At 63.4% G+C, this 22,050-nt stretch carries 19 protein-coding genes; 9 read left to right on the top strand and 10 right to left on the bottom strand.

The features are described 5' to 3' along the window. The 5 genes from ACTHNZ_RS04370 to ACTHNZ_RS04390 all read left to right on the top strand — a co-directional run. Nucleotides 1-355 (top strand): c-type cytochrome (locus tag ACTHNZ_RS04370; RefSeq protein WP_440541275.1); only part of this gene is annotated, 355 nt, incomplete at its 5' end. A gap of 12 nt (nucleotides 356-367) precedes the next feature. Next, nucleotides 368-550, top strand: a complete 183-nt coding sequence (locus tag ACTHNZ_RS04375; protein WP_440541276.1) for a hypothetical protein — start codon at nucleotides 368-370, stop codon at nucleotides 548-550. Nucleotides 551-559: 9 nt separating this feature from the next. Next, nucleotides 560-1,129 (top strand): cytochrome C oxidase subunit II, encoded by a 570-nt coding sequence (locus ACTHNZ_RS04380; protein ID WP_440541277.1) that lies wholly within the window; start codon nucleotides 560-562, stop codon nucleotides 1,127-1,129. Then, nucleotides 1,119-2,744: a b(o/a)3-type cytochrome-c oxidase subunit 1 gene (locus ACTHNZ_RS04385; protein ID WP_440541278.1), complete on the top strand. Its 1,626-nt coding sequence runs from the start codon at nucleotides 1,119-1,121 to the stop codon at nucleotides 2,742-2,744. The genes ACTHNZ_RS04380 and ACTHNZ_RS04385 overlap by 11 nt, the downstream gene beginning before the upstream one ends. Then, nucleotides 2,741-3,535 carry a c-type cytochrome gene (locus ACTHNZ_RS04390; protein WP_440541279.1) on the top strand — a complete coding sequence of 265 codons (795 nt, stop codon included), beginning with the start codon at nucleotides 2,741-2,743 and terminating at the stop codon, nucleotides 3,533-3,535. The genes ACTHNZ_RS04385 and ACTHNZ_RS04390 overlap by 4 nt, the downstream gene beginning before the upstream one ends. A gap of 52 nt (nucleotides 3,536-3,587) precedes the next feature. On the opposite strand, the gene ACTHNZ_RS04395 is transcribed toward ACTHNZ_RS04390, so the two are convergent. From ACTHNZ_RS04395 to ACTHNZ_RS04415, 5 genes are all read right to left on the bottom strand, one after another. Beyond that, nucleotides 3,588-4,850 carry an MFS transporter gene (locus ACTHNZ_RS04395; protein WP_440541280.1) on the bottom strand — a complete coding sequence of 421 codons (1,263 nt, stop codon included), beginning with the start codon at nucleotides 4,848-4,850 and terminating at the stop codon, nucleotides 3,588-3,590. A gap of 63 nt (nucleotides 4,851-4,913) precedes the next feature. After that, nucleotides 4,914-5,597: a respiratory nitrate reductase subunit gamma gene (gene narI / locus ACTHNZ_RS04400; RefSeq protein WP_440541281.1), complete on the bottom strand. Its 684-nt coding sequence runs from the start codon at nucleotides 5,595-5,597 to the stop codon at nucleotides 4,914-4,916. Next, the gene (narJ, locus tag ACTHNZ_RS04405; RefSeq protein WP_440541342.1) at nucleotides 5,594-6,361 is read right to left on the bottom strand and encodes a nitrate reductase molybdenum cofactor assembly chaperone; all 768 of its coding nucleotides are present in this window, start codon (nucleotides 6,359-6,361) and stop codon (nucleotides 5,594-5,596) included. The genes narI and narJ overlap by 4 nt, the downstream gene beginning before the upstream one ends. A 67-nt stretch (nucleotides 6,362-6,428) precedes the next feature. Next, nucleotides 6,429-7,955 carry a nitrate reductase subunit beta gene (gene narH / locus ACTHNZ_RS04410; RefSeq protein WP_440541282.1) on the bottom strand — a complete coding sequence of 509 codons (1,527 nt, stop codon included), beginning with the start codon at nucleotides 7,953-7,955 and terminating at the stop codon, nucleotides 6,429-6,431. Beyond that, nucleotides 7,952-11,728 (bottom strand): nitrate reductase subunit alpha, encoded by a 3,777-nt coding sequence (locus ACTHNZ_RS04415; protein WP_440541283.1) that lies wholly within the window; start codon nucleotides 11,726-11,728, stop codon nucleotides 7,952-7,954. Before ACTHNZ_RS04415 ends, narH begins: the two co-directional genes overlap by 4 nt. Nucleotides 11,729-12,408: 680 nt before the next feature. Between ACTHNZ_RS04415 and ACTHNZ_RS04420 the strand changes: the two genes are divergently transcribed. The 4 genes from ACTHNZ_RS04420 (at nucleotide 12,409) to ACTHNZ_RS04435 (ending at nucleotide 16,749) form a co-directional block, all read left to right on the top strand. Then, a complete protein-coding gene (locus ACTHNZ_RS04420) occupies nucleotides 12,409-12,756 on the top strand; it encodes a hypothetical protein (protein WP_440541284.1) in 348 nt (115 codons plus the stop codon). Between the two features lie 9 nt (nucleotides 12,757-12,765). Next, a complete protein-coding gene (locus tag ACTHNZ_RS04425) occupies nucleotides 12,766-14,595 on the top strand; it encodes a SulP family inorganic anion transporter (protein WP_440541285.1) in 1,830 nt (609 codons plus the stop codon). Nucleotides 14,596-14,688: 93 nt separating this feature from the next. Continuing rightward, nucleotides 14,689-15,645, top strand: a complete 957-nt coding sequence (locus ACTHNZ_RS04430; RefSeq protein ID WP_440541286.1) for a universal stress protein — start codon at nucleotides 14,689-14,691, stop codon at nucleotides 15,643-15,645. Between the two features lie 69 nt (nucleotides 15,646-15,714). Next, the gene (locus ACTHNZ_RS04435; RefSeq protein ID WP_440541287.1) at nucleotides 15,715-16,749 is read left to right on the top strand and encodes an Acg family FMN-binding oxidoreductase; all 1,035 of its coding nucleotides are present in this window, start codon (nucleotides 15,715-15,717) and stop codon (nucleotides 16,747-16,749) included. Between the two features lie 33 nt (nucleotides 16,750-16,782). On the opposite strand, the gene ACTHNZ_RS04440 is transcribed toward ACTHNZ_RS04435, so the two are convergent. From ACTHNZ_RS04440 to ACTHNZ_RS04460, 5 genes are read right to left on the bottom strand one after another with little or no spacing between them, the layout of a single operon-like run. Beyond that, nucleotides 16,783-17,913, bottom strand: coding sequence for an ABC transporter permease (locus ACTHNZ_RS04440; protein WP_440541288.1), 1,131 nt, complete (start codon nucleotides 17,911-17,913; stop codon nucleotides 16,783-16,785). 17 nt (nucleotides 17,914-17,930) lie between these two features. Beyond that, nucleotides 17,931-19,067 carry an ABC transporter permease gene (locus tag ACTHNZ_RS04445; protein ID WP_440541289.1) on the bottom strand — a complete coding sequence of 379 codons (1,137 nt, stop codon included), beginning with the start codon at nucleotides 19,065-19,067 and terminating at the stop codon, nucleotides 17,931-17,933. Continuing rightward, nucleotides 19,064-20,074 (bottom strand): ABC transporter ATP-binding protein, encoded by a 1,011-nt coding sequence (locus ACTHNZ_RS04450; protein ID WP_440541343.1) that lies wholly within the window; start codon nucleotides 20,072-20,074, stop codon nucleotides 19,064-19,066. The genes ACTHNZ_RS04445 and ACTHNZ_RS04450 overlap by 4 nt, the downstream gene beginning before the upstream one ends. Next, nucleotides 20,074-21,018 (bottom strand): ABC transporter ATP-binding protein, encoded by a 945-nt coding sequence (locus tag ACTHNZ_RS04455; protein ID WP_440541290.1) that lies wholly within the window; start codon nucleotides 21,016-21,018, stop codon nucleotides 20,074-20,076. Before ACTHNZ_RS04455 ends, ACTHNZ_RS04450 begins: the two co-directional genes overlap by 1 nt. Then, nucleotides 21,015-22,004 (bottom strand): HlyD family secretion protein, encoded by a 990-nt coding sequence (locus tag ACTHNZ_RS04460; RefSeq protein ID WP_440541291.1) that lies wholly within the window; start codon nucleotides 22,002-22,004, stop codon nucleotides 21,015-21,017. Before ACTHNZ_RS04460 ends, ACTHNZ_RS04455 begins: the two co-directional genes overlap by 4 nt. Nucleotides 22,005-22,050: the final 46 nt, after the last annotated feature.

A 22,050-nucleotide genomic window follows, 5' to 3' on the forward strand; every position in this document is an offset into this window, starting at 1 on the left:
GGGCGAAGCGCGCGACTTGCTCTCGCGGCTCGGCTCCAAGATCTACGACGCGCAATGCGCGACTTGCCACGGCAAACACGGCGAAGGCAAGCTGCCGGACTTTCCGCCGCTCGCGAACAATCAGTCGATCCAGATGACCTCGGCCGTCAACCCGATTCGAATGGTGCTCAATGGCGGCTATGCGCCGGGCACCGCGAAGAACCCGGCGCCCTATGGCATGCCGCCGTTCGCGCAGTCGCTTTCCGACGAAGAGGTCGCGGCCGTCGTGACCTTCATCCGCACGGCCTGGGGCAATCACGGCACGGCCGTGACGGCCAAGGAAGCCAACGCACTGCGCGCCGCCCCGCTTTACTGAACCGAGGACGCCATGACTCCCCAGCACGAAGCACATGCAGGCACGGGCGATCCCGATACGCAGCGCATCGACGAAATCGTTCGCTCGGGGCCGACCGGTGCGATTGCGGTGGCCGGCATCGCCACCGCCGTCGTCGTCGCGCTCTGGTTCGCGTTTTACTTCCTGGTTTTCTTGCCGCGCGGCTTCATCTACTGAGCGAGCGATATGTCGATCCCCAACCCTTCCCGCCACCCCGGCAGCGCGGCGGTCGCCGCTCGCATCGAGCGCAAATGGGCGGCCCTCGTCATCGCGGTCATCGCGGCGCTCGTCGCGATGGTCGTGTTCACGGGCTTGCATTGGGCGATGATGCCGCCCTCCCGCGTCGAGACGATCGATCCGACGACGCTGCACGTATCGGGCGAGTTCATCGAAAGCAATCTCGGCAGCGCCGCCGAAACCGATGGCTCGGTCACGGTGCGGATCGTCGCACAGCAATACTCGTTCACGCCGCAATGCATCGTCGTGCCGGCTGATACGCCGATTACGTTCCGCGTGACGAGCGCCGACCTCGTGCACGGCTTTCTCATCGCCGATACGAACATCAATACGATGGTCGAGCCGGGCTACGTCTCGACCTTCAAGACGAGCTTTCCCAAAACTGGCGAACACCTGATGCCCTGCCACGAATACTGCGGCACCGGCCATGAAGGCATGTGGGCGCACGTTCGGGTGCTCGATCGTGCCGCGTTCGACACACTCGCGGCCAACGCGCGGAGACTTAGCTGTGCTCAATAACAAACGACTCGTTCTCGCCCACTTCTGGTTCGCCTTCGCCACGTTCGGCATCGCCTTGCTGCTCGGAGCGTGGCAGATGTACGTGCGCAGCCCCCTGCACGCGTGGCTCCAGCGCCCCGAGCTTTATTACCGGTCCGTGACCGCGCACGGCTCGGTCATGGGCTATGTGTTTCCGACGCTCATCGCGATGGGGTTCGGCTACGCGATCAGCGAGATTTCGCTCGAGCAGCCGCTCGTCGGCAAGCGCTGGGCGTGGCTCGGATGGTGGCTCGTCGCGGCCGGGTCGATCATCGCGATGATTCCCGTCGCGCTCGGCCGAGCCTCGGTGCTCTATACGTTCTATCCGCCGATGGTCGGCAATGCGTTCTACTACATCGGGGTCGTGCTGGTCGTCGTCGGTTCCTGGATCTGGGTGGCCCTGATGTCGGTCAATCTGCACGCCTGGAAGGCCGCGAACCCGGGCAAGCCCGTGCCCCTGGCCATGTTCGCGAACGTCGCCGGATCGTATCTGTGGGCGTGGACGGCGGTCGGCGCCGCAATCGAAATCCTGTTCCAGATCCTGCCGGTCGCCCTTGGACTCAAGAGCACGATCGACGCGGGCCTCGCCCGCGTGTTCTTCTCCTGGACGCTGCATGCCATCGTCTACTTCTGGCTCATGCCCGCCTACATCGCCTACTACACGCTCGTGCCGCGCGCCGTCGGCGGCCGGCTCTACAGCGATGCGATGGCACGGATCTCGTTCATTTTGTTCCTCGTCGTCGCGATGCCGATCGGCCTTCATCATTTGTTCGCCGATCCTCAAGTCGGGTCCGGCTTCAAGTTTCTGCAGTCGGTGTTCACCGCGCTCGTTTCGGTGCCGACGCTGTTGACCGTCTTCACGATCTGCGCTTCGGTCGAAATTGCCGGACGGCTGCGCGGCGGGCGCGGCCCGTTCGGCTGGCTGCGCGTGCTGCCATGGCACGAGCCGATGATGCTGGCGGTCGCGTTCTCGTTCGTCATGCTCGGATTCGGCGGTGCCGGCGGGCTCATCAACATGAGCTATCAGCTCGACTCGACGATCCACAACACGCAGTGGATCACGGGCCACTTTCATCTGATCTTCGGCGGTGCGATCGTCATCATGTATTTCGCGATCGCCTACGAGTTGTGGCCTTACCTGACGGGCCGTGCCCTCTCCAGCGTGAAGCTCATGCACTGGCAACTGTGGCTCTGGTTCATCGGCATGATCGTGACGACGTTCCCCTGGCATTACGCCGGCATTCTCGGCATGCCGCGGCGAATGGCCTACTTCGATTACCGCGATCCCGCGATCGCCCCGGAGGCGATTACCGTCGACTTGTCGTTCGTCGGCGCGCTGATGCTCGTGGCGTCGGCGGTGCTGTTCTTCATCGTGCTCGCGCACGGCCATCGAGGAAAGCCGGTGACGACGCAAGCCTTTACGTTCAGCACGGCCGTGCATCCGCCGGCAAAGCTACCGGTCGCGCTGAACAGCTTCGGCCTATGGGTCGCGTTGATGATCGCGCTCACCGTCGTCAATTACGGCTACCCGATCGCGCAACTGCTCGTGCTCAAACAGACGTCGGTGCCGGCGATCTATATGGGAGGGGCGCGATGAGCACCGAAGAACGCCTGTTTTCGCTGCGTAACCGTTGGTTTACCGTCAGTGTCGGCCTGACCGTGGGCGTAGCCGCCGTTTCGACCCTGATCGGTTTCGTTTGGCTGCCGTCGGTCCATACCGATCCGCAGTTCATGGGCATTTGGAACGCAATCTGCAGCGCGGCCGGCGTGCCGCGGCAATGGTATGTCGCAACGCCCGTCACCTCGCGAGTGAAAACGAGCGAGGTGGTGGTCACGCCTACGACCTTCTCGCAGGTCGACCCGCTCGCGATCGGCCGTGGCGCCACGCTCGCGCAGCGCTGTTCGATGTGTCACGGGCCCCAAGGGATCAGCCAAGCAAACTCGCCGAATCTGGCCGGGCAATACGACACCGTGATCTACAAGCAGCTCGAGGACTTTCAGAGCGGCGCGCGCACGAACGCGGCGATGAGCCCGATGGCGGCGGCATTGTCCGACCAGGACATGCGCGACCTCGCCGCGTATTACGCCCACTTGCCCAAGCTCCCCGGCTCGCCCACGGCGAGCGGGAACGTGCCGCAGATCGTCGCCTCGGGCTCGCCGATGCGCAATATCGCGCCCTGCGCGTCGTGCCACGGGGCGGCCGATCACAAGACGGGCGCTCCCGCGCTCGAAGGCGAGCCGGCAGCCTATATCCATGCCCAACTACAGGCCTTTGCGACGGGCGACCGCCATAACGACATCGACGCGCAGATGCGCAACGTTGCACGGCAAATGACGCGTGCGGAGATAGAGGCTGCCGCGCGATACTATGCCGGGCAGCAGCCTTGAACTCGCCGTATTGCGCGGGCGCCGGAGAACGGAGAGGCCCGAGAACGAGCCGCTATCCGATGAACTTCGTGCGCCGAACCTCGGATAGATAGATCAACGTGAGCGACACCCATACGATCCCGTAGAGGAACATGAAGCACGTCGAGCGCACCCGAAACAGGTCGAGCACCACGCCGAAGAGGATCGGCAACAGGAACCCGCCCACTCCGCCCGCAAGCCCCACGATGCCGGTCACGATGCCCATGTTTTCGGGAAATGCTTCCGCGACGTATTTGAATGTCGAGGCCATGCCGAAGGCGAACACCACGCCCAGCACGAACGATAACGCGATGAATCCGCCGAGCGGCATGGCGATATGCAACGTCGAGACGCCGTCGAGCGTATGAACGCCCAGGTCGGTAGCCGGATAGGAAAGCAGGAACAGGCACATCCAGGCGATCCAGAGGCCCCACCATGTGACTGCATGGGCGCCGAAGCGATCGGCCAGCGCCCCGCCCAGCGCGCGCAGGACCGAGCCGGGCAACGAAAAACCAGCGGCGAAAGCCGCCGCGGCAGTCAACGACATGCCGTACTCGCCCTTCAAGTACTGAGGGATCCACAACGACAGTGCGGTGAATCCTCCGAAGGTGATCGAGTAATACTGGCATAAGCGCCATACGCGCGCGTCGCGAACGACGCGCAGCGAATCGCGCCACGTGCCCCTTGCCTTGCCGGTCCCCGGGTCGGGCGCCGAAGCAAGCCAAAAGATCAAAGCCGTCGCGATGAGTGCAACGGCGTATGCTTTCGGCACGAAGCGCCAGCCGTAAGCCTTCATCAGCACGGGGGTGACGAAGAGATTGACCGCTGCGCCAACCGTGCCGGCACCGAACACGCCCATCGCGAGGCCACGGCGTTCCGGCGGAAAAAAGCGGGCGACGTAGGGCGTGCCGACTGCGAACGACGCACCGACACAGCCGAGAAATAAGCCGATCAGCAAGAATTGCCAGAACTGCGTCGCGTAACTCACCGCAAAGACGGGCACGGCACAGACGACGAGCAGAACCGTCATCACGATCCGGCCGCCGAAGCGGTCGGTCCATGCACCGAGCGGAAGCCTCATCACCGCGCCCGTGAGCACCGGTGTCGACGTCAGCAGGCCGAATTGCGTGCCGTTCAGTTGCAAGTCTTCACGCAGCTTGACGCCGAGCACGCCGAACATCATCCACACCACGAAGCACATCATGAAAGCGAGCGTGCTCGCCAAAAGCACGCGCCAAGCGCGCGCCGGCTTCGCGCATGCGAGCGAGCCCGTCATCGCACCGCCGGAAATCGCCATATCCGTTCTCCTGTTCGTCGAGGCAATCGAGCAGCGGTCCGCTCGCGCGTCCGCCTTGGAAAGTCAGCGCTTGCGCACCAATTGATAGGGGCGCACGAGGTAGGCGAGCGACGCGATGCCGCTCCAGATGTGCACCATCCGCGTGAAGGGCGACACCAAAAAAATCGTGAAACCGAGCAGGATGTGCAGCCGGTACGTCAGGGGCACGCCCGTCAGCAAGCTCGCGACGCCCGGGCGGAACGTGACGATTCCCTTTACGTAGTCAGTCAACTGCTCGAACAGCAGGCCGTCCATGTGCCGCAGCGACAGCAGGACCGTTCCCAGCCCGAGCGCGAGCTGTACCCATAGCATCAAGACGATCACGATGTCCGACGTTCGGCTGTTGCGCCGTATCCGCGGGTCGCGAAGCCGGCGGGCGATCAGCATCGTCAGGCCCACGATCGATACGGTGCCGGCAGCGCCGCCGCCCACCATTGCGATCGACTGGTGGGCCGATGCCGACAGAAATGGCGAAACGAGCCAATGCGGTGCGAGAAATCCCGCGAAGTGCCCGAGCACGACGACAAGCACACCGTAGTGGAACAAGTTGCTGCCGAGCTTGAGCGAGCCGCGCCGCAAGAGCTGCGATGAATCGCTCTTCCAACTGTACTGCTCGCGATCGAAGCGAATCAGGCTGCCGATCAACAAGACGGCAAGGCAAATGTACGGATAGATTCCGAACAAAAATGGGTGCAGGTACCCTTTCATGGCCTTTCCTCCTCGCAGCGATCGGCCCAAGGCTGTCGTTCAGGCCGCTTGTCGTAGAACCGCACCGTCTCTTCCGCCGGCGCCGGCGCACCCATGAACCGAACCGGCTCGTCCGCATAGGCCGCGTCGAGCTCGCGATAGTCGACGGCGCTCAAGGGTGTCGCCGCCTCGTCGTTCTCCGCAACTGCCGGCGCCTCGAGCGCCGGCAGGCCCGCCAACGGCAATAGAGCGCCAACGACGAAGCTGTAATGACTCTTGCGCTCGGCGAGTTGCGTCGCGAGTGCCCGGATGATCTCGCCCGTCTCGGCGAGCGCGGCTCGGGCATCGGGCGCCGGCAGGCGGGACAGATATTCAAGAAACACCGGCAGGTAATCGGGCAGTTCGCCAGTCCTCAGAAAAAGCCCGTGCTGCTCGTACGTTTGCAACAGGTCGACCATCGCCTGGCCTCGATCGCGCGACTCGCCGTGTACGTGCTCGAACAAATGCAACGATGTCGAACGGCCGCGGTCGAACAGCGCAACGTAGTTCTCCTGCAGCGCGATCAGGTCGCGCTCACGCCAGAATGCGAAGAAGCGCTCGAGCCCGGCACGCTGGCGCGGCGGCAAGCGCGCTTCACCGCGCAGGTGACGCTCGATCGACTCCCGCGCGTCGAGCAACGCCGCGTCGGGATAGTCGAGCAGCGCGGAGAACGCCGCAAAGCTCGCATCGAGCGCGGCATCTGCCTCGGACTGCTCGTCTCCCCCCTGCGCCGCATCGGACGCCATGCCGTGCTCGAGCGGCGCTAGGAGGTTTACCGGCTGGCGTAAGGACGATTGCATAGGCTGTTTCATCTTACGGCTCCTGCCGGATCGGAATCGTCTTCTTTCCCTTTTTGGGGCTGAAGAGGTTGGTCTCGGAGCGCCCTCCCGAGCACCCGTTACCGAACGAGAAACCGCACGAGGAGCGCAACTCGAACGCGTCCTCCGCGTACTCGCGATGAGTCGTCGGAATCACGAACCTGTCTTCGTAATTCGCGATCGCGAGGTAGCGATACATCTGCTCGGTTTGCGGCAGCGATAAGCCCACCTGTTCGAGGATGCCCGGCGCATCGATGCCGTCGACATGACGCGCGCGCATGAATGCGCGCATCGCGAGCATCCGCTCGAGCGCAAGCTTCACCGGTGCCTCGTCGCCCGCGGTCAGCAAATTCGCCAAGTAACGCATGGGGATACGCAACGATTCGACGTCGGGCAAATAGCCGTTCATTCCGAGCATGCCGCCGTTCGCCGCCGCGTTGATCGGCGAGAGCGGCGGCACGTACCACACCATCGGCAGCGTCCTATACTCCGGGTGCAGCGGAAAGGCGATCCGCCAGTCGATTGCCATCTTGTATGCAGGCGAGCGCTGTGCCGCGTCGAGCCACGCCGCGGGCACGCCGTCGCGTTGCGCCTGCGCCAGCACCTCGGGATCGTTCGGGTCGAGAAACAACGAAAGCTGACTTTCGTAGAGATCGGTGTCCCGCTCGACGCTAGCCGCCTGTGCAATGCGGTCCGCGTCATACAGCAGCACGCCGAGGTAGCGAATCCGCCCGACGCACGTCTCGGAGCACACCGTGGGCTGCCCTGCCTCGACGCGCGGATAGCAGAAAATGCACTTCTCCGCCTTGCCGCTATGCCAGTTGTAATAAATCTTCTTGTACGGGCAGCCGGACACGCACATGCGCCACCCCCGGCATTTGTCCTGATCGATCAGCACGATGCCGTCCTCCTCGCGCTTGTAGATCGAACCGGACGGGCATGCGGCGACACAGGCCGGATTCAGGCAGTGCTCGCACAGCCGCGGCAAGTACATCATGAAGGTGTTCTCGAACTGCCCGTAAATCTCCTTTTGGACCGCTTCGAAATTGCGGTCCTTTGCTCGCTTCTCGAATTCCCCGCCGAGAATTTCTTCCCAGTTCGGCCCACCCTCTATTTTTTGAAGCCTTTCGCCGCTCACGAGCGAACGCGGCCGCGCAACCGGCATCGCACGCTGGTCTCCCGCTTCCTGCAGATGCGCGTAGTCGAACGTGAAAGGCTCGTAGTAATCGTCGATCTGCGGCAAGTGCGGATTCGCGAAGAGCTGTGCGATGACACGCAATTTCCCGCCCACGCGCGGCTCGATGGTCCCGTCGGCCCGGCGTACCCAGCCACCCTTCCAGCGCTCCTGGTCCTCCCACTGCTTCGGATAGCCGATGCCGGGCTTCGTCTCGACGTTGTTGAACCAGGCGTATTCCATGCCTTCTCGGCTCGTCCAAACGTTTTTGCAAGTCACCGAGCAGGTATGGCAGCCGATGCACTTATCGAGGTTCAGCACCATTGCGATTTGTGCGCGCACCTTCATGACGTTTCTCCATCGAACGCAACGCCGCGGACATGGCTCCTATCGGCTTCGGCGGATTCTCCGTCGAGCCAGTCCACGCGATTCATCTTGCGGACGATCACGAACTCGTCGCGATTCGAGCCGACCGTGCCGTAGTAATTGAAGCCATAGGACAGTTGCGCGTAGCCGCCGATCATATGAGTCGGCTTGAGGGCGATGCGCGTCACCGAGTTGTGAATGCCGCCGCGCGTACCGGTGATTTCAGAGCCGGGCGTGTTCAGTATCTTCTCTTGAGCGTGATACATCATCGCCATGCCGGGAGGCACGCGCTGGCTCACGACCGCTCGCGCGCACAGGGCGCCGTTCGAGTTGTAGCACTCGACCCAGTCGTTATCGGCGACGTGCATCGCCTTTGCATCGTCCTCGGAGATCCAAACGATCGGGCCGCCGCGCGACAGCGTCAGCATCAGCAGGTTGTCGCTATAGGTGCTGTGAATTCCCCACTTTTGATGCGGCGTGATGAAATTCAGAACGCGCTCCGTATTTCCGTTCGGGCGCTGCCCGATCATGTGCGTGCAACTGCCGGTTTCGACGGGCGGCTTGTAGACGCATAGCGATTCCCCGAATGCGCGCATCCACGGGTGATCCTGATAGAGTTGCTGGCGCCCGCTCAACGTGCGCCACGGCACCAGTTCGTGGACGTTCACGTAGCCTGCGTTGTACGAGACATGCTCCGATTCGATCCCGCTCCAAGTGGGGGACGAGATGATTTTGCGAGGCTGCGCCTGGATGTCGCGGAAGCGAATTTTCTCATCGGCGCGAGCCTGCGCAAGATGGGTGTGATCGATGCCGGTCATATGCGACAGCGCGCTCCAGGCCTTCACCGCCACGGCTCCGTTCGTCTCCGGTGCGAGGGAGAGAATCACCTCGGCTGCATCGAGCGCGGTCTCGATACGTGGACGCCCCTGCGTCGCGCATTCGTCGGTCACGCGGTAGTTGAGCTCGCCGAGAAGCTTCACTTCCTCGCCGGTGTCCCAGCCGATTCCCTTACCGCCATTGCCGAGCCTATCCATGAGCGGTCCCAACGACGTGAAACGCCGGTAGGTGTTCGGATAATCGCGCTCGACGAGCACGACCGACGGCATCGTGCGCCCCGGTACCGGTTCGCACTCTCCGCGCTTCCAGTCGTGCGCCTCGAACGGCTGAGCGAGTTCGCCCGCCGTGTCGTGCGCGATCGGCGCGAGCACGACGTCCTGCTCGATGCCGAGGTAACCCTCGCTCAGCTCCGAAAATCGCTTGGCGATGTGCTTGAAGATCTCCCAGTCGCTCTTCGACTGCCACGCCGGGTCCACTGCCGCCGACAGCGGGTGAATGAACGGATGCATATCGGACGTATTCATGTCGTCCTTCTCGTACCACGTCGCGGTCGGCAGCACGACGTCCGAGTACATGCACGTCGTCGACATGCGGAAATCGAGCGTGACCAACAGATCGAGCTTGCCTTGCGGGGCGTCACCGCGCCACTTCACCTCTTCGGGACGAGGCCCTTTCGCATCGACGAACTCATTGCCCATCACGCCGTGCGTCGTGCCGAGCAGGTGTTTCAGAAAGTATTCGTGCCCCTTGCCCGACGACCCCAGCAGGTTGGAACGCCAAACGAAAAGGTTGCGCGGGAAGCTCTCGGCTGCGTCGGGGTCCTCGCACGCCATATGCAATTCGCCCGCCACGAGCCGTCGCGCGACTTCCGCGCCTGGCAGCGCCGAGTCGGACAGGCTCGCACCGACCCGCAACGGGTTCTCCCGAAGCTGAGGCGCGGAAGGGAGCCAGCCCATGCGTTCCGCGCGGACGTTATAGTCGATCGGCGAACCGTGGAAGCGTGTCGTGTCGGCAAACGGCGATAACAAAGCGCTGGGATCCATCGGGTCATAGCGCCACTGATCGGTGTGCGCATAGAAGAACGAAGTGGCGTTCATCTGACGCGGCGGCCTGTTCCAGTCGAGCGCGAACGCGAGTGCGGTCCAGCCGGTTTGCGGGCGCAGTTTTTCCTGCCCGACATAGTGAGACCACCCGCCGCCCGGCTTGCCGATGCAGCCACACATGATCAGCATGTTGATGATCGCGCGGTAGGACATGTCCATATGGAACCAGTGATTGATTCCCGCACCGATGATGACCATCGATTTGCCGTGGGTCTTGTGCGCGTTCTCCGCGAACTGCCGTGCAACCGCAATGACATCGGCGCGCTTCACGCCGGTGATCGTTTCCTGCCACGCCGGCGTGCACGGCTGATCGTCGTCGTAGGCGGCTGCCACGTCACGTCCGCCGAGGCCCTGATCGAGTCCGTAATTCGCGATGAAGAGGTCGTACACGGTCGCGACGAGCATCTCGCCCTTGCGCGTGACGACGCGACGAACCCCGAGTTTGCGCGATAGCGCCGATCGGTGAGGCACGGGCTCGGAACGCGCGTCCGGTTGCTTGCCGAAGTACGGAAACAATACGTCGACGACCGCGTCGTGGGCGTGCGTGCAGGAAAGCCGCGGCGCCAACGCCGCGCCGCGCGACGTCTCCGACCGCAAATTCCACTTGCCGGGCTCGGCGTCCTGCTGTCCCCAGCGAAAGCCGATCGATCCGAGCGGCACGACGTACTCGCCCGTCTCATCGTCGATCATCACGGTCTTCCACTCGGGCAGCGCACGCTCGCCCAAGGCGTCGTCGAAATCCGAGGCCCGCACGAGGCGCTCCGGCACGTAGCCGTCACCGTGCGGTGTGAGCCGCACGAGGCACGGCATATCCGTGTAACGCTTGCAGTAGTCGATGAAGTAGTCGCTTTTTCGGGCCAGATGATATTCCTTGAGGATCACATGGCCCATTGCGAGTGCGAGCGCGGCGTCCGTTCCCTGCTTCGGATGCAGCCACAAATCGCCGAATTTTGCGCCTTCCGCGTAATCCGGAAACACCGAAACCACTTTCGCACCGCGATAGCGTGCCTCGACCAGGAAGTGCGCATCGGGCGTGCGGGTCTGCGGGACGTTGGAGCCCCACATCATGATGAAGGTCGCGTTGAACCAGTCGGCCGATTCGGGCACGTCCGTTTGTTCGCCCCAGGTTTGCGGCGACGCGGGCGGCAGGTCGCAATACCAATCGTAGAAGCTCAGGCACACGCCGCCGATCAGCGACAAATAGCGCGAGCCGGCCGCATACGAGACCATCGACATCGCGGGGATGGGCGAAAAGCCCACGACGCGATCCGGCCCGTGGCGCGCGACCGTATGGACGTTGGCGGCCGCGACGATCTCGCCGACCTCATCCCAAGTCGAGCGCACGAAGCCGCCGAGACCGCGTCGGCTCTGGTATGCGCGGCGCGCATCGGCGTCTTCGACGATCGAGCGCCACGCCTCGACGGGAGCGAGCGTCCGACGACGCTCGCGCCACTGCCGCACGAGCGCGCTGCGCACCAGCGGGTATTTGAGGCGATTCGCGCTGTACAGATACCAGGAGTACGATGCACCGCGTGCGCAGCCCCGAGGCTCATGATTCGGCATGTCGGAACGCGTGCGCGGATAGTCGGTCTGCTGCGTCTCCCAGGTGACGATGCCGCCCTTGACATAGACTTTCCACGAGCAAGAGCCGGTGCAGTTCACGCCATGCGTCGACCTGACGACCTTGTCGTGCTGCCACCTCTGGCGATAGCCGTTCTCCCATTTCCGGTCTTCCTCGGTCACCGCGCCGTGGCCGTCCGAGAACTGCGGTCGTGACGTCGAGAAGTAGCGCAACCGATCCAGAAAATGACTCATGCAGGCTCTCCCACCCATCTTTGGTCAGACTGTTCTCGGTGTCAACGGAGAGCAGATCCGAGGTTGCGAAGGCAATGCCGGCCTCCCATCGCGTTTCGCTTCAACTGTGAAACGGCATTGGCGTAGGCAGATTATCTAGACCGTTTCATGGATTCACTTGATGCAGGTCAACTGGCGCTCAGGGCCTCCAATGCGCTCGCACGGATAGGCGTTCGACGAACGAGCAAGAGAAAGCACCGGCATTGCCCTAGCGTGCCTGCGACAATATGCGCGATGACTCGATGGTGGGAACGCTTATCCTTCAATTGGCAATCGTCCACGCGACCGCCCTACTTCGAAAGCTGCAATGGAGTCGATCATGCTGAGCCCCCACGAATTCTCTGCCTTGCTGCTCGTTGCCCGCGCGTCCGATTTACGAGAACTGGACCCGGACGATCTAGCGTCTCTCGTTGAGCGACAACTGATTGCACTCGAACAGTTGGCACCGGGCTCGCGGTGTCCTCGGCTGACTGCCGACGGTGATTCGGTCCTCAGAACGATCGCGAAACGTCATTGAACGAACGTCGTCGGTGTCGCACCGTACGAACAGATCGCACTCCATTGACCGGCATCAACACAGATACCGCATTTGCTGCCCTAAAATTCATTCGAACCGGCTCTTTCTTGAATAGGAGGCCGTCATGGAGCATATTCACTCGCTTCATTTCGAATTGCGGCATGCGACGAAACCGACCTATGTGGTGAGCTATCTGTTTCCGTTGCTATTCGTCATATATGAGGCCTACCGGGTGTCATACTGGATTGCGCGCTACGGCATGCACTTCGCGAATTTCAAGCAGACGGGGTACGATTTCCTGCTCATGCTCGTGATGTTCGGGGTTCAAATCCTCGCCGAAGCGCTTTTTCTGGTCATCGCATCGTCCAGCCGGCATGCCGATCTTGGGCGTCGCCTGGCAAACGTATCGCTGGGCCTGTTTTGCTCGCTCGTTGTGCTCGCGTTCGATTACCTCTTGCAGATCGCGTTTTGAACTCGATCGATGGGATCGGATTCGCCGCCTGGCTGCACGCAACCGCTCCGCTCGATCGCGGAGCGTTGCCTGCCGTTGCTGCGCACGCTGCGCACCTATCAGCCGAAGTGGCTCCTCAGCGACCTGCTCGCAGGCCTTGCCCTCGGCGCTGTGCTCGTTCCGGTCGGGCTCAGCTACGCAGAGGCAGCAGGCGTGCCCGTCATGGCCGGGCTCTATGCGACGATCGGTGCGCTCGTGGGATACGCGTTGTTCGGGCCGAGCCGCATTCTGGTGTTGGGCCCCGATTCGGCGTTGGCGGCACTGATCGCCGCTGCCGTCGTCCCGTTGGCGCACGGCGATCCGGGACGAACGGCCGCGCTCGCGGCAACGCTCGCCATGATGGTGGGCTCGATCTGCATGCTTTTCGGCCTCGCGAAGCTCGGCTTCGTCACCGACCTGCTGTCGCGGCCGATCCGCTACGGCTATCTGAACGGCATAGCGGTAACGCTGACGGCCGGTGAGATTCCCCGCCTGCTTGGGCTTTCATATCGCGGAAGCTCGATGATCGAAGGCACACTGCAGATCGCGCGCCGTCCGATCGCAGGCGGGGCTGACGTCGCGTCCGCCACCGTCGGGCTTGCGTGCATCACCGTGATCCTGCTGCTCCGGCGCTATGCTCCGCGCACTCCCGGTGTGCTGATCGCCGTGCTCGCCGCGGGGGCTGCAGGATGGTGGCTGCGTCACCAAGGGATATCGTTTGCACCGGTGGCGGCTACACTGCCTTCAGCATGGACGCCGCCGCATCTTCAGCCGCTTTCCGCAGCCAGCTTCAGCAGCCTGCTTAGCGGCGCGATAGCGATCGCGCTCGTTTCGTTTGCGGATATCAGCATCCTGTCGCGCGCCTTCGTTCGTGTGACAGCGGAAGAAACGAACAGAAACCAAGAACTATTCGCGCTGGGCATGGCTAATTTGCTTGCCGGGCTATCGAGCGGCTGCCCCGTCAGCAGCAGCGCGTCGCGCACCCCTATCGCTCAGGCGGCGGGCGCGCAGACACAACTGGCGAATCTCGTGGCTGCTACTTCGGTCGCGCTGCTTTTGCTATTCACGCCATCCATGCTCGCATACGTGCCCGATGCCGCGCTGGCGGCGATCGTGATCTGTGCGGCGCTCGGCATCGTCGAGGTGCGCAACGTCGCGAGACTTTATCGTGTGCGGCCCGGCGAATTTGCGGTGTCGATCCTCTGCCTCGTCGGCGTCGTGCTACTCGGTGTGCTGCCGGGCATCTTCATCTCGATAGCGCTCGCCATAGCTTCGTTCGTGTGGCGCGCGTGGCATCCCTACAGCGCGGTGCTCGGCGAAGTGCCAGGGAAACGCGGCTATCACGACGTGAGCCGTCACTCGGATGCGAAACGATGCCCCGGCCTGCTGCTGTTTCGCTGGGATGCCCCGCTCTTTTTTGCAAACGCCGACATTTTTGCGGATAGCGTCCGCCGCGCCATCACCCGCTCGCCGACGCCGATAAGCCGCGTGATCATCGCGGCGGAACCCGTGACCGATATCGATGTCACGGCGGCCGCCGTCATTGCGGCATTGCGCGACGACCTGGGGAGGGACAGTATCCACTTCTGCTTCGCCGAACTGAAGGGACCGGTAAAAGACCAACTGCGGCGGTATGGGCTATTCGATTCGCTCGGCGGCGACGCCTGCTTCTTTGCGACGATCGATGAAGCCGTCGAATATTTTTCCCGGCGGCACCGTTCAAAGCCTACCGCGACAAAGAAACCGGGACATCGCCTGCGTCGCCGTCGACGCACGCGTCGCCCATTCGGCGTGAAGCGCGTACCGACGGGTCGCCCCTGAGACATCGACGCATGTCGCACCCCGTTGATCCGCGTCAATCGTCGGCGCAACGTCGAGTACAGAATGTGAAAAGCCCCCGACACGGAGCAGACTATGAACGACGACACTATATCTAACGGCGCTCCGATCCGCCCCCGCAGAATCCTCATTGCGACGGACCTTTCCGCTGCCTCGCAGGCGGCGTTGAACTTTGCCAGCAAGATATCGCCGCCGGGGTCCGACGTTCGCATCGTCAGCGTAGCGGAGAATCCGCGCACATTGATTCCGTTGGGATCGTCGTCGGCCGCCGTGCTGGACACCGCGCGGCAGGAACTGCTCCAGGATGCGACATCGGCCGTGACTCGAGCGAGCGCTGATTTCGCACGCACGGACGTACGGTTGGACACCGACGTCATCGACTTGGAAAAGCGCGGAGGCGACCTCGTCCATGGACTGCTCGATTGCGCGCATGCTTGGCGCGCGGACTTGCTGGTCCTCGGTGCCGACGAACACCACGGATGGCTTTCCCGCTGGGTCAACGGCACGGTCTCCGAATCGCTCGCCAAGCTCTCCCATTGCCCGACATTGATCGTTCCGACGCGCGACAAGGCACGCGTTCACCGCACCCCCGAACGCATTCTTTTCGCGATCGACGGCAGTGAGCCAGCTCTGCAAGCGCTGAGGTTCGGTTTGACTTTCGCTACGCGCGACGCGGAACTGCGCGCCATCTATGTCGTCGATCGCGCTGGCCAGTTCACCGACATCGTTCCGGTCGACGTGCTGGAAGATGCGTTCATCGAACAGGGAGAGCGAGCGCTGAAGGACGTCCGGCCGATGCTCGAGGCCGCCTGCCCGCACCACTCGACTGCCGCGCTCATCAGCACCGCGAAGGTACGCGACGACGTCGCTCAGGCCATCCTGAGAGAAGCGGAGAAGTGGCGGGCCGACCTCATCGTCATGGGCTCCCACGGCCGCCGCGGCATCGCACGCTGGCTGCTCGGCAGTGTGGCCGGACGCGTCGCGCACGCGACGCACGCGCCGCTGCTGTTGGTCAATTCCACGCATACCTAGTGCCCCGAGTTGGAAGTTCCTATAACTTCGCAGGGCGACACGGAAAAGCAGCCTCGGAGGACATCGCAAATGAGCTCAGACACGCCAGCGGCCGCGCGCAAGCACGCCCTTCCCCCTCTCGACTCCACCGCAAGCATGCCGAAGAAGCTGCGCTACGCGCTGCAATACGCCATCCTGGCGCCGTCGAGTCACAATTCTCAACCATGGCATTTCATCGTCGACGACGACTCCATCACCGTATGCGCAGACCGCATGCGCGCGTTGCCGGTCGTCGATCCATTCGACCGGGAACTGACGATCAGCTGCGGAGCGGCCCTTTTCAATCTGCGCACGGCATTGAATCACTACGGACTGAGCTACCGAATCACGCTGTTTCCATCCGAAGTCGATCCCGACATGCTGGCCCGGATCCATGTTTCCGAGCGAGGCTTCTTGGATGAGAGCCTTTCCACGCTATTCGATGCGATTCCCGCACGCGCGACCGTGCGCAAGCCGTTTTCCGCCACACCGCTCGACGAGGACGTAAAACGCCGCTTGATCGAAGCGGGAGAAGCCGAAGGCGCGCGGATCGTCTGTATCGACGATCACGCAACGCGAACGCGCATCGCCGATTTGATCGGCGAGGCCGACGCGCTTCAATTCGCCGACCCTTGCTTCAGGCGAGAACTTGCGGCGTGGGTCCATCCGAGGCGCAGTCGGGACGGCATGCCCGCCGATGCGGCCGGTGTAGCCGTGCTGCTCGATCTCGCCGTGCCGATCGCCGCATCGACGATCCGCACGTTCGATATCGGCGAGGGCATGGCAGCCATGCACGAGAAGCTGCTGGCGGGATCGCCGCTCCTGATCGCGATTGCCACCGACAGCGACAACCGTGAGGCCTGGCTGGCCGCCGGCCAAGCGTTGGAGCGATTGCTCCTGACCGCCGCGACCACCGGCCTTTGCGCCTCGTATCTGAACCAGCCGGTCGAGATTGCGGCACTGCGCGAGCGGTTGCGCAAGGTTGCAGGCATCGATGCCTCGCCGCAACTGCTGTTGAGAATCGGCTATGGCCCGCAGGTCACCCAGCGTGCGCCACGCCGCCCGCTCGATGAAGTTCTGTGGTGATCGCCAGCGCCGAACTGCCTTCGAACGCTCGGCTCAATCGAGCGATTTCCTGAATCGCAGCACGCTCGCCGTCAGCATCACCGCGCCAAGGGCTGCCATCGCGGCCAACTGCGGCCACAGCACGCCCAAGCCCACGCCCTTTAAAAACACCGAACGCAGCACCACGAGAAAATAGCGCAGCGGATTGAGGAAGGTGAGCCACTGCAGAACCTTCGGCATCGCAGCAATGGGAAACGCGAACCCGGACAGAATGAAGATCGGGTTGACGAGAAAGAAATTGAGCGCGAACGCCTGCTGCTGAGTGCGCGAAAACGTCGAAAGCAACAGCCCGATCCCGAGCGTGGCAAGCAGAAACAGCGCGACGCCGGCCAACAGCACGAGCCAGTTGCCGACGAACGGCACATGAAACCAACCGACGCCGAGCGCCGTGACGAGCGCCACATCGCCAAGGCCGATCAGAAAGAACGGCACCGTCTTGCCAAGGATGAATTCGACCGGGCGAATCGGGCTCACCATGATCTGCTCGAGCGTGCCGACTTCGCGCTCTCGGACCACGGCGAACGCCGTTAGGCTTACCACCTGGATCAGCGTCAACGTACCGACCACCCCTGGAATGAAGAACCATCTATCCTCCAAGCCGGAGTTGAACCACGGGCGCTCGTCGAGCGCGACGCTCACGGTTAGGGGCGCCGGCGGCCTCGGCGCCGGCCACGCATTGCGCCTCCAGTCGATTTGAAACCGAGCGACGATCTGGTTGACATAGCCCAGCGCGATCAGCGCGGTATTCGAATTCGTTCCGTCGACGATGACCTGCAGCGGTGCGCCCTTGCCGTTTTGGAGGTCTTGCGCAAACCCGGCGTTGATGACCAAGGCAAGATCCACGCGCCCTGCGTCGATGTCGCGTCCAACGTCCTGCTGAGTCCGTGCGCGATCGACCACGTCGAAGCGTCCCGTCGATACGAAGTGCGAGAGCAGCGTGCGGCTCGCCGCGCTTCCATCCTGATCGAGGACGGCGATTCTGACATGATTCACGGTGAATGTCGCCGCGTAGCCGTATACGATCACCTGAATGAGGAGCGGAACCGCAAGACGGAATATGGCCCAACGGTCCCGCTTGAGTTCGATGAACTCCTTGACCAGCATCGAATGCACGCGATCGAACATGGCGCCGGCTCCGGAATCTAGTCCAAACGCTTTCGAAACGCCCGCACGCTGAGCCCAATGATCACGGCCGCGTAAAGTGCCAACGCAGCGAACGGCCCCGCGACGTCTGCAAGCTGACTGCCTTTCAGAAACACCGCGCGCAAGATGGTGACGTAATAGCGTGCATAGACGATCAGCGTGAGCGCCTGAATCGGAGCAGGCATTTGCTCGATCGCGAATGTATACCCTGAAAGCATCGTGGTCGGCAGCATCGTCAGGATCAGTGCCACCTGACTCGCGCCCACTTGGCTGCGTATGCGTACCGACATCAGATAACCGATGCCCAACACCACGAGCATGAATAGTGCCGTCGTGGCGAACAGCGTGAGCATGCTTCCCCGAAACGGCACCCCGAACCAGTACACCGCGGCAAGCAGGCAGAAAGCCGCATCCGCCAAGCCGATGGCGAAATAGGGAGCCAGCTTGCCGGTCATCACTTCAAGGGGCGTCACCGGCGTCGAGATCAACTGCTCCATCGTGCCTCGCTCCCATTCTCGGGCCACGGTCAGCGATGTCAATTGAGCCCCGATCAACGCGACGATCACGGCCACGACGCCGGGAATGATGAAGTAGCGGCTATCGAGTCCCTCGTTGTACCAAACGCGCGCCTCCAAATCGACGGTGCCGACTTTCGTGACCGCGAAACCGTGAGCCAACGCCCAGCGGGCACCGAATTCGGCCGTCGTTTGTGCCACGACGCCTTGGGCATATCCCATCGCGATGTTGGCCGTATTCGTGTCGCTCGCATCGAAAACCGTCTGCACGGAGGCCTGCCCGGTTCTCGTCAGCGTGCGCGAGAAATCGACCGGAATCGTCGCCGTACCGATACAGGCGCCCGCATCCATCGCGGCATGCATCTCACGTTCGCTTTGCACGAGCCGAACCGCGGAAAACCAGCCCGATGCGATGAACCGCTGCACGAGTTCGCGGCTGAGCTGACTGTGCTCGTCGTCGCGCACGCATAGCGGGACGTGCCGGATGTCGAGACTGACGCCATAGCCGAGCAGCGCCATCTGCATCACCGGCATCAGCAACGCGATCGCAAGACTGCGAGGATCGCGCCATATCTGCAGCGTTTCCTTGTAAGCCATGGCAACGAGCCGCCGGACGTTCATGCCGCCTCCCCCCGTTCGCGTTCCGCCCGCGCCACCAGTTGCACGAACACATCTTCGAGGCTAGGCGCGATGCGAACCGGCGCCGACGCCTCGACGTCGGCATGCTTGACGGCGTCGACCAACGAGGCTTCATCATGGCCGCTGGCCAGCAATACGTGCAGGCGGTCTCCGAAGATCGAGGCGTCGAGCACGCCGGGTGCGGCCTGCAACGCATCGATCGCCTCGCCGAGCGGCTCGCAAGAGATCTCGTAGAGCGTGCCGCCCAATTGCCGCTCGCGCAGCTCGCCTGGGCTGCCGATCGCGACGAGCCGGCCCGCATCGATGAGCGCGATACGATTGCAGTACTCGGCTTCATCCATGTAGTGCGTCGACACGAGCACGGTCACGCCCTGCCCCGCCAGCCGATGGATGAGGTCCCAGAAGCGCCGCCGCGCCTGTGGCTCGACGCCGGACGTCGGCTCGTCGAGAAACAGAACGGGCGGCCGATGCAAGATCGCGCAGCCCAGTGCGAGGCGTTGGCGCCACCCCCCTGCGAGCGTGCGCACGAGCGTGTCCTCTCGGCCTTCGATACCCGCCATTTCGATCGCGAAGCGCATGCGCTCGCCCAGCACGGCACGCGGGACGCGATAGATGCCCGCAAAAAAGCGCAGGTTTTCGCGGCACGTCAGGTCGCCATAAAGCGAGAATTTTTGCGACATATAGCCGATGTGCGCGCGCACCGCCTCGGGCTGCGTGCCGACATCGAAGCCTGCTACCGATGCGTGCCCCGCGCTCGGCTTCAGCAGGCCGCACAGCAACCGGATCGCAGTCGACTTGCCGGCGCCGTTAGGGCCGATGAATCCGACGACTTCCCCTTTGGCGATCGTCAGATCGAGCCGGTCGACTGCCGTGAACGTTCCAAACCGCTTCGTGAGCCGGCGTGCCAGCACGACGGCGTCGGCCGCCGCGTTTCCGCCATCGGGGACTGCAACCGGTCCGGCAGGCGTGGCGCCGCCCCGCTCCTCCATCATGTCGATTCTCCGATCAACGCGACGAAGACATCCTCGATACCGGGTTCGACGGCGACGACCGGCGCGTACGCGATGCCACGGGAGTCGAGCGCCGCGCCCAACTCGGCCCTGCGGCGCGCCGCATCGTCCACTCGAACGTGAACGCGGTCCCCCATCAGCAGCGCACCGAGCACGCCGGGCAGATGCGCTACGACGTCGTGGATCTCGCGTGGCGACGGGCCCGACACGGCGAGCAATGCGCCCTCGATGCCGGCTTTCAGCCGTTGCGGCGTATCGCAACGGCGAACCTGTCCGGCGTGAAGCAGCGCCAAGCGCGAGCATCGCTCGGCTTCGTCCATGTAGGCCGTCGATAGCACGATCGTCACACCTTGCTCGCGCAGCCGATAGAGAATCGTCCAGAATTCGCGCCGAGACACCGGGTCCACGCCGGTCGTCGGCTCGTCGAGCAGAAGCACCTTGGGCGTGTGAATCAGTGCGCAAACGAGCCCGAGCTTTTGCTTCATGCCGCCCGAAAGCTGGCCGGCGAGCCGCTTACCGAACGATTGGAGCCCGGCGGCTTCGAGCAGTTCGCCGCGCCGCCGGCGAAAGCGCTCCCGCGGCACCTCGAACAGTTCGCCGTAGAAGAAGACGTTTTCGTCGACGCTGAGGTCCTCGTATAGACCAAAGCGTTGCGGCATGTAGCTGAGCGCGAGCTTGGCCTGCTCGGGGTTCGCGCCCACGTCTACCCCTTCGAGCAAGATACGGCCCGAATCGGGATGCAACACGCCGGCCAGCATGCGCATGAGCGTCGTTTTACCGGCACCGTCGGGCCCGACCACGCCGAATATCTCGCCGCGCTCGATTGCAAGCGTCACCCCGCGCACCGCCTCGAGCGCCCCAAAGCTGCGCCCGACGTTCTCCATCTCGACGGCAACGGCCGCGGGCCGCCGCAGCGTGTTCATTGCCCGGCCCGTCGTGCGGCGATCGACGCGTCGGCCGGCATGCCCGGCAGCAACTCGTGGGTCGGATTGTCGATGTCGATACGGATGCGATAGACGAGTGTCACCCGCTCCGCGTGCGTCTCGACCGTTTTCGGGGTGAACTCGGCCTGCGGCGACACGAAGCTCACGCGACCCCGATAGACCTTCGCCGGATAGGCGTCGGTCCGCACGTCGGCGGTCTGGCCCAATCGAATGCGGCCGACATCCGGCCCGTTTACGTATGCGCGCAGCCAGACGTGATCGAGCTCGTCGAGTGTGACGATCGCCACACCGGGCCCCGCCAATTGCCCGAGCTCGGCTTCGCGCACGGCGATCACCCCGTCGAACGGCGCTTGCAGCACGGTGTACGAAAGCATCGTCTCGTCGAGCCGGAGCTTGGCGTGGGCCGCCTCCACATTCGAGCTCGCGAGCGCGACGGCGTCGCGAGCGGCCTTGACGAGTGCTTCGTCATGAGCCAGCGCAGCCGCGGATTGCTGGGCCGCGGTGAATGCGAGATCGCGGCTTTGTAGCGACACCGCGTTCTGTTTGGCGAGCACGTCGGCGCGCGAATAATCGAGCTTCTTTTGCGCTACGTCGAACCGGTCGCTCGTCACGCTGTGCTCGGCCGCCGCGAGCGTGCTGCGGCTCGCGTTCACCTGAGCGGATGCAACCGCCAGATTGGCGCGGTCGATCTCGATTTGCCGCTGATACAGCCGATCGTCCAGCCGGGCCAGGATGGCGCCGCGGGAAACACGGGCGCCTTCGTCGAACGGCAGGTAAACGATCGGCGCCTGCACCTGCGTGACGCTGAGCACGCTCTCGTGCGCCTCGATGTTGCCGGACACGACGATCTCGGAGGCGCCTCGGTGAGGGGCGAACCAAGCCGACCAATGCAATGCCGCATAGGCACACGCGGCGGCCGCGGATAAGCCGAACCCGAATGCCAGCTTCAGACGCCAGCTGCTCATAGCCATTGGTAGACAACCTGCCACGCGTTGATGAGAATTCCGGCTC

The organism is Trinickia sp. (assembly GCF_051953955.1).
Taxonomy (GTDB): Bacteria; Pseudomonadota; Gammaproteobacteria; order Burkholderiales; family Burkholderiaceae; genus Trinickia.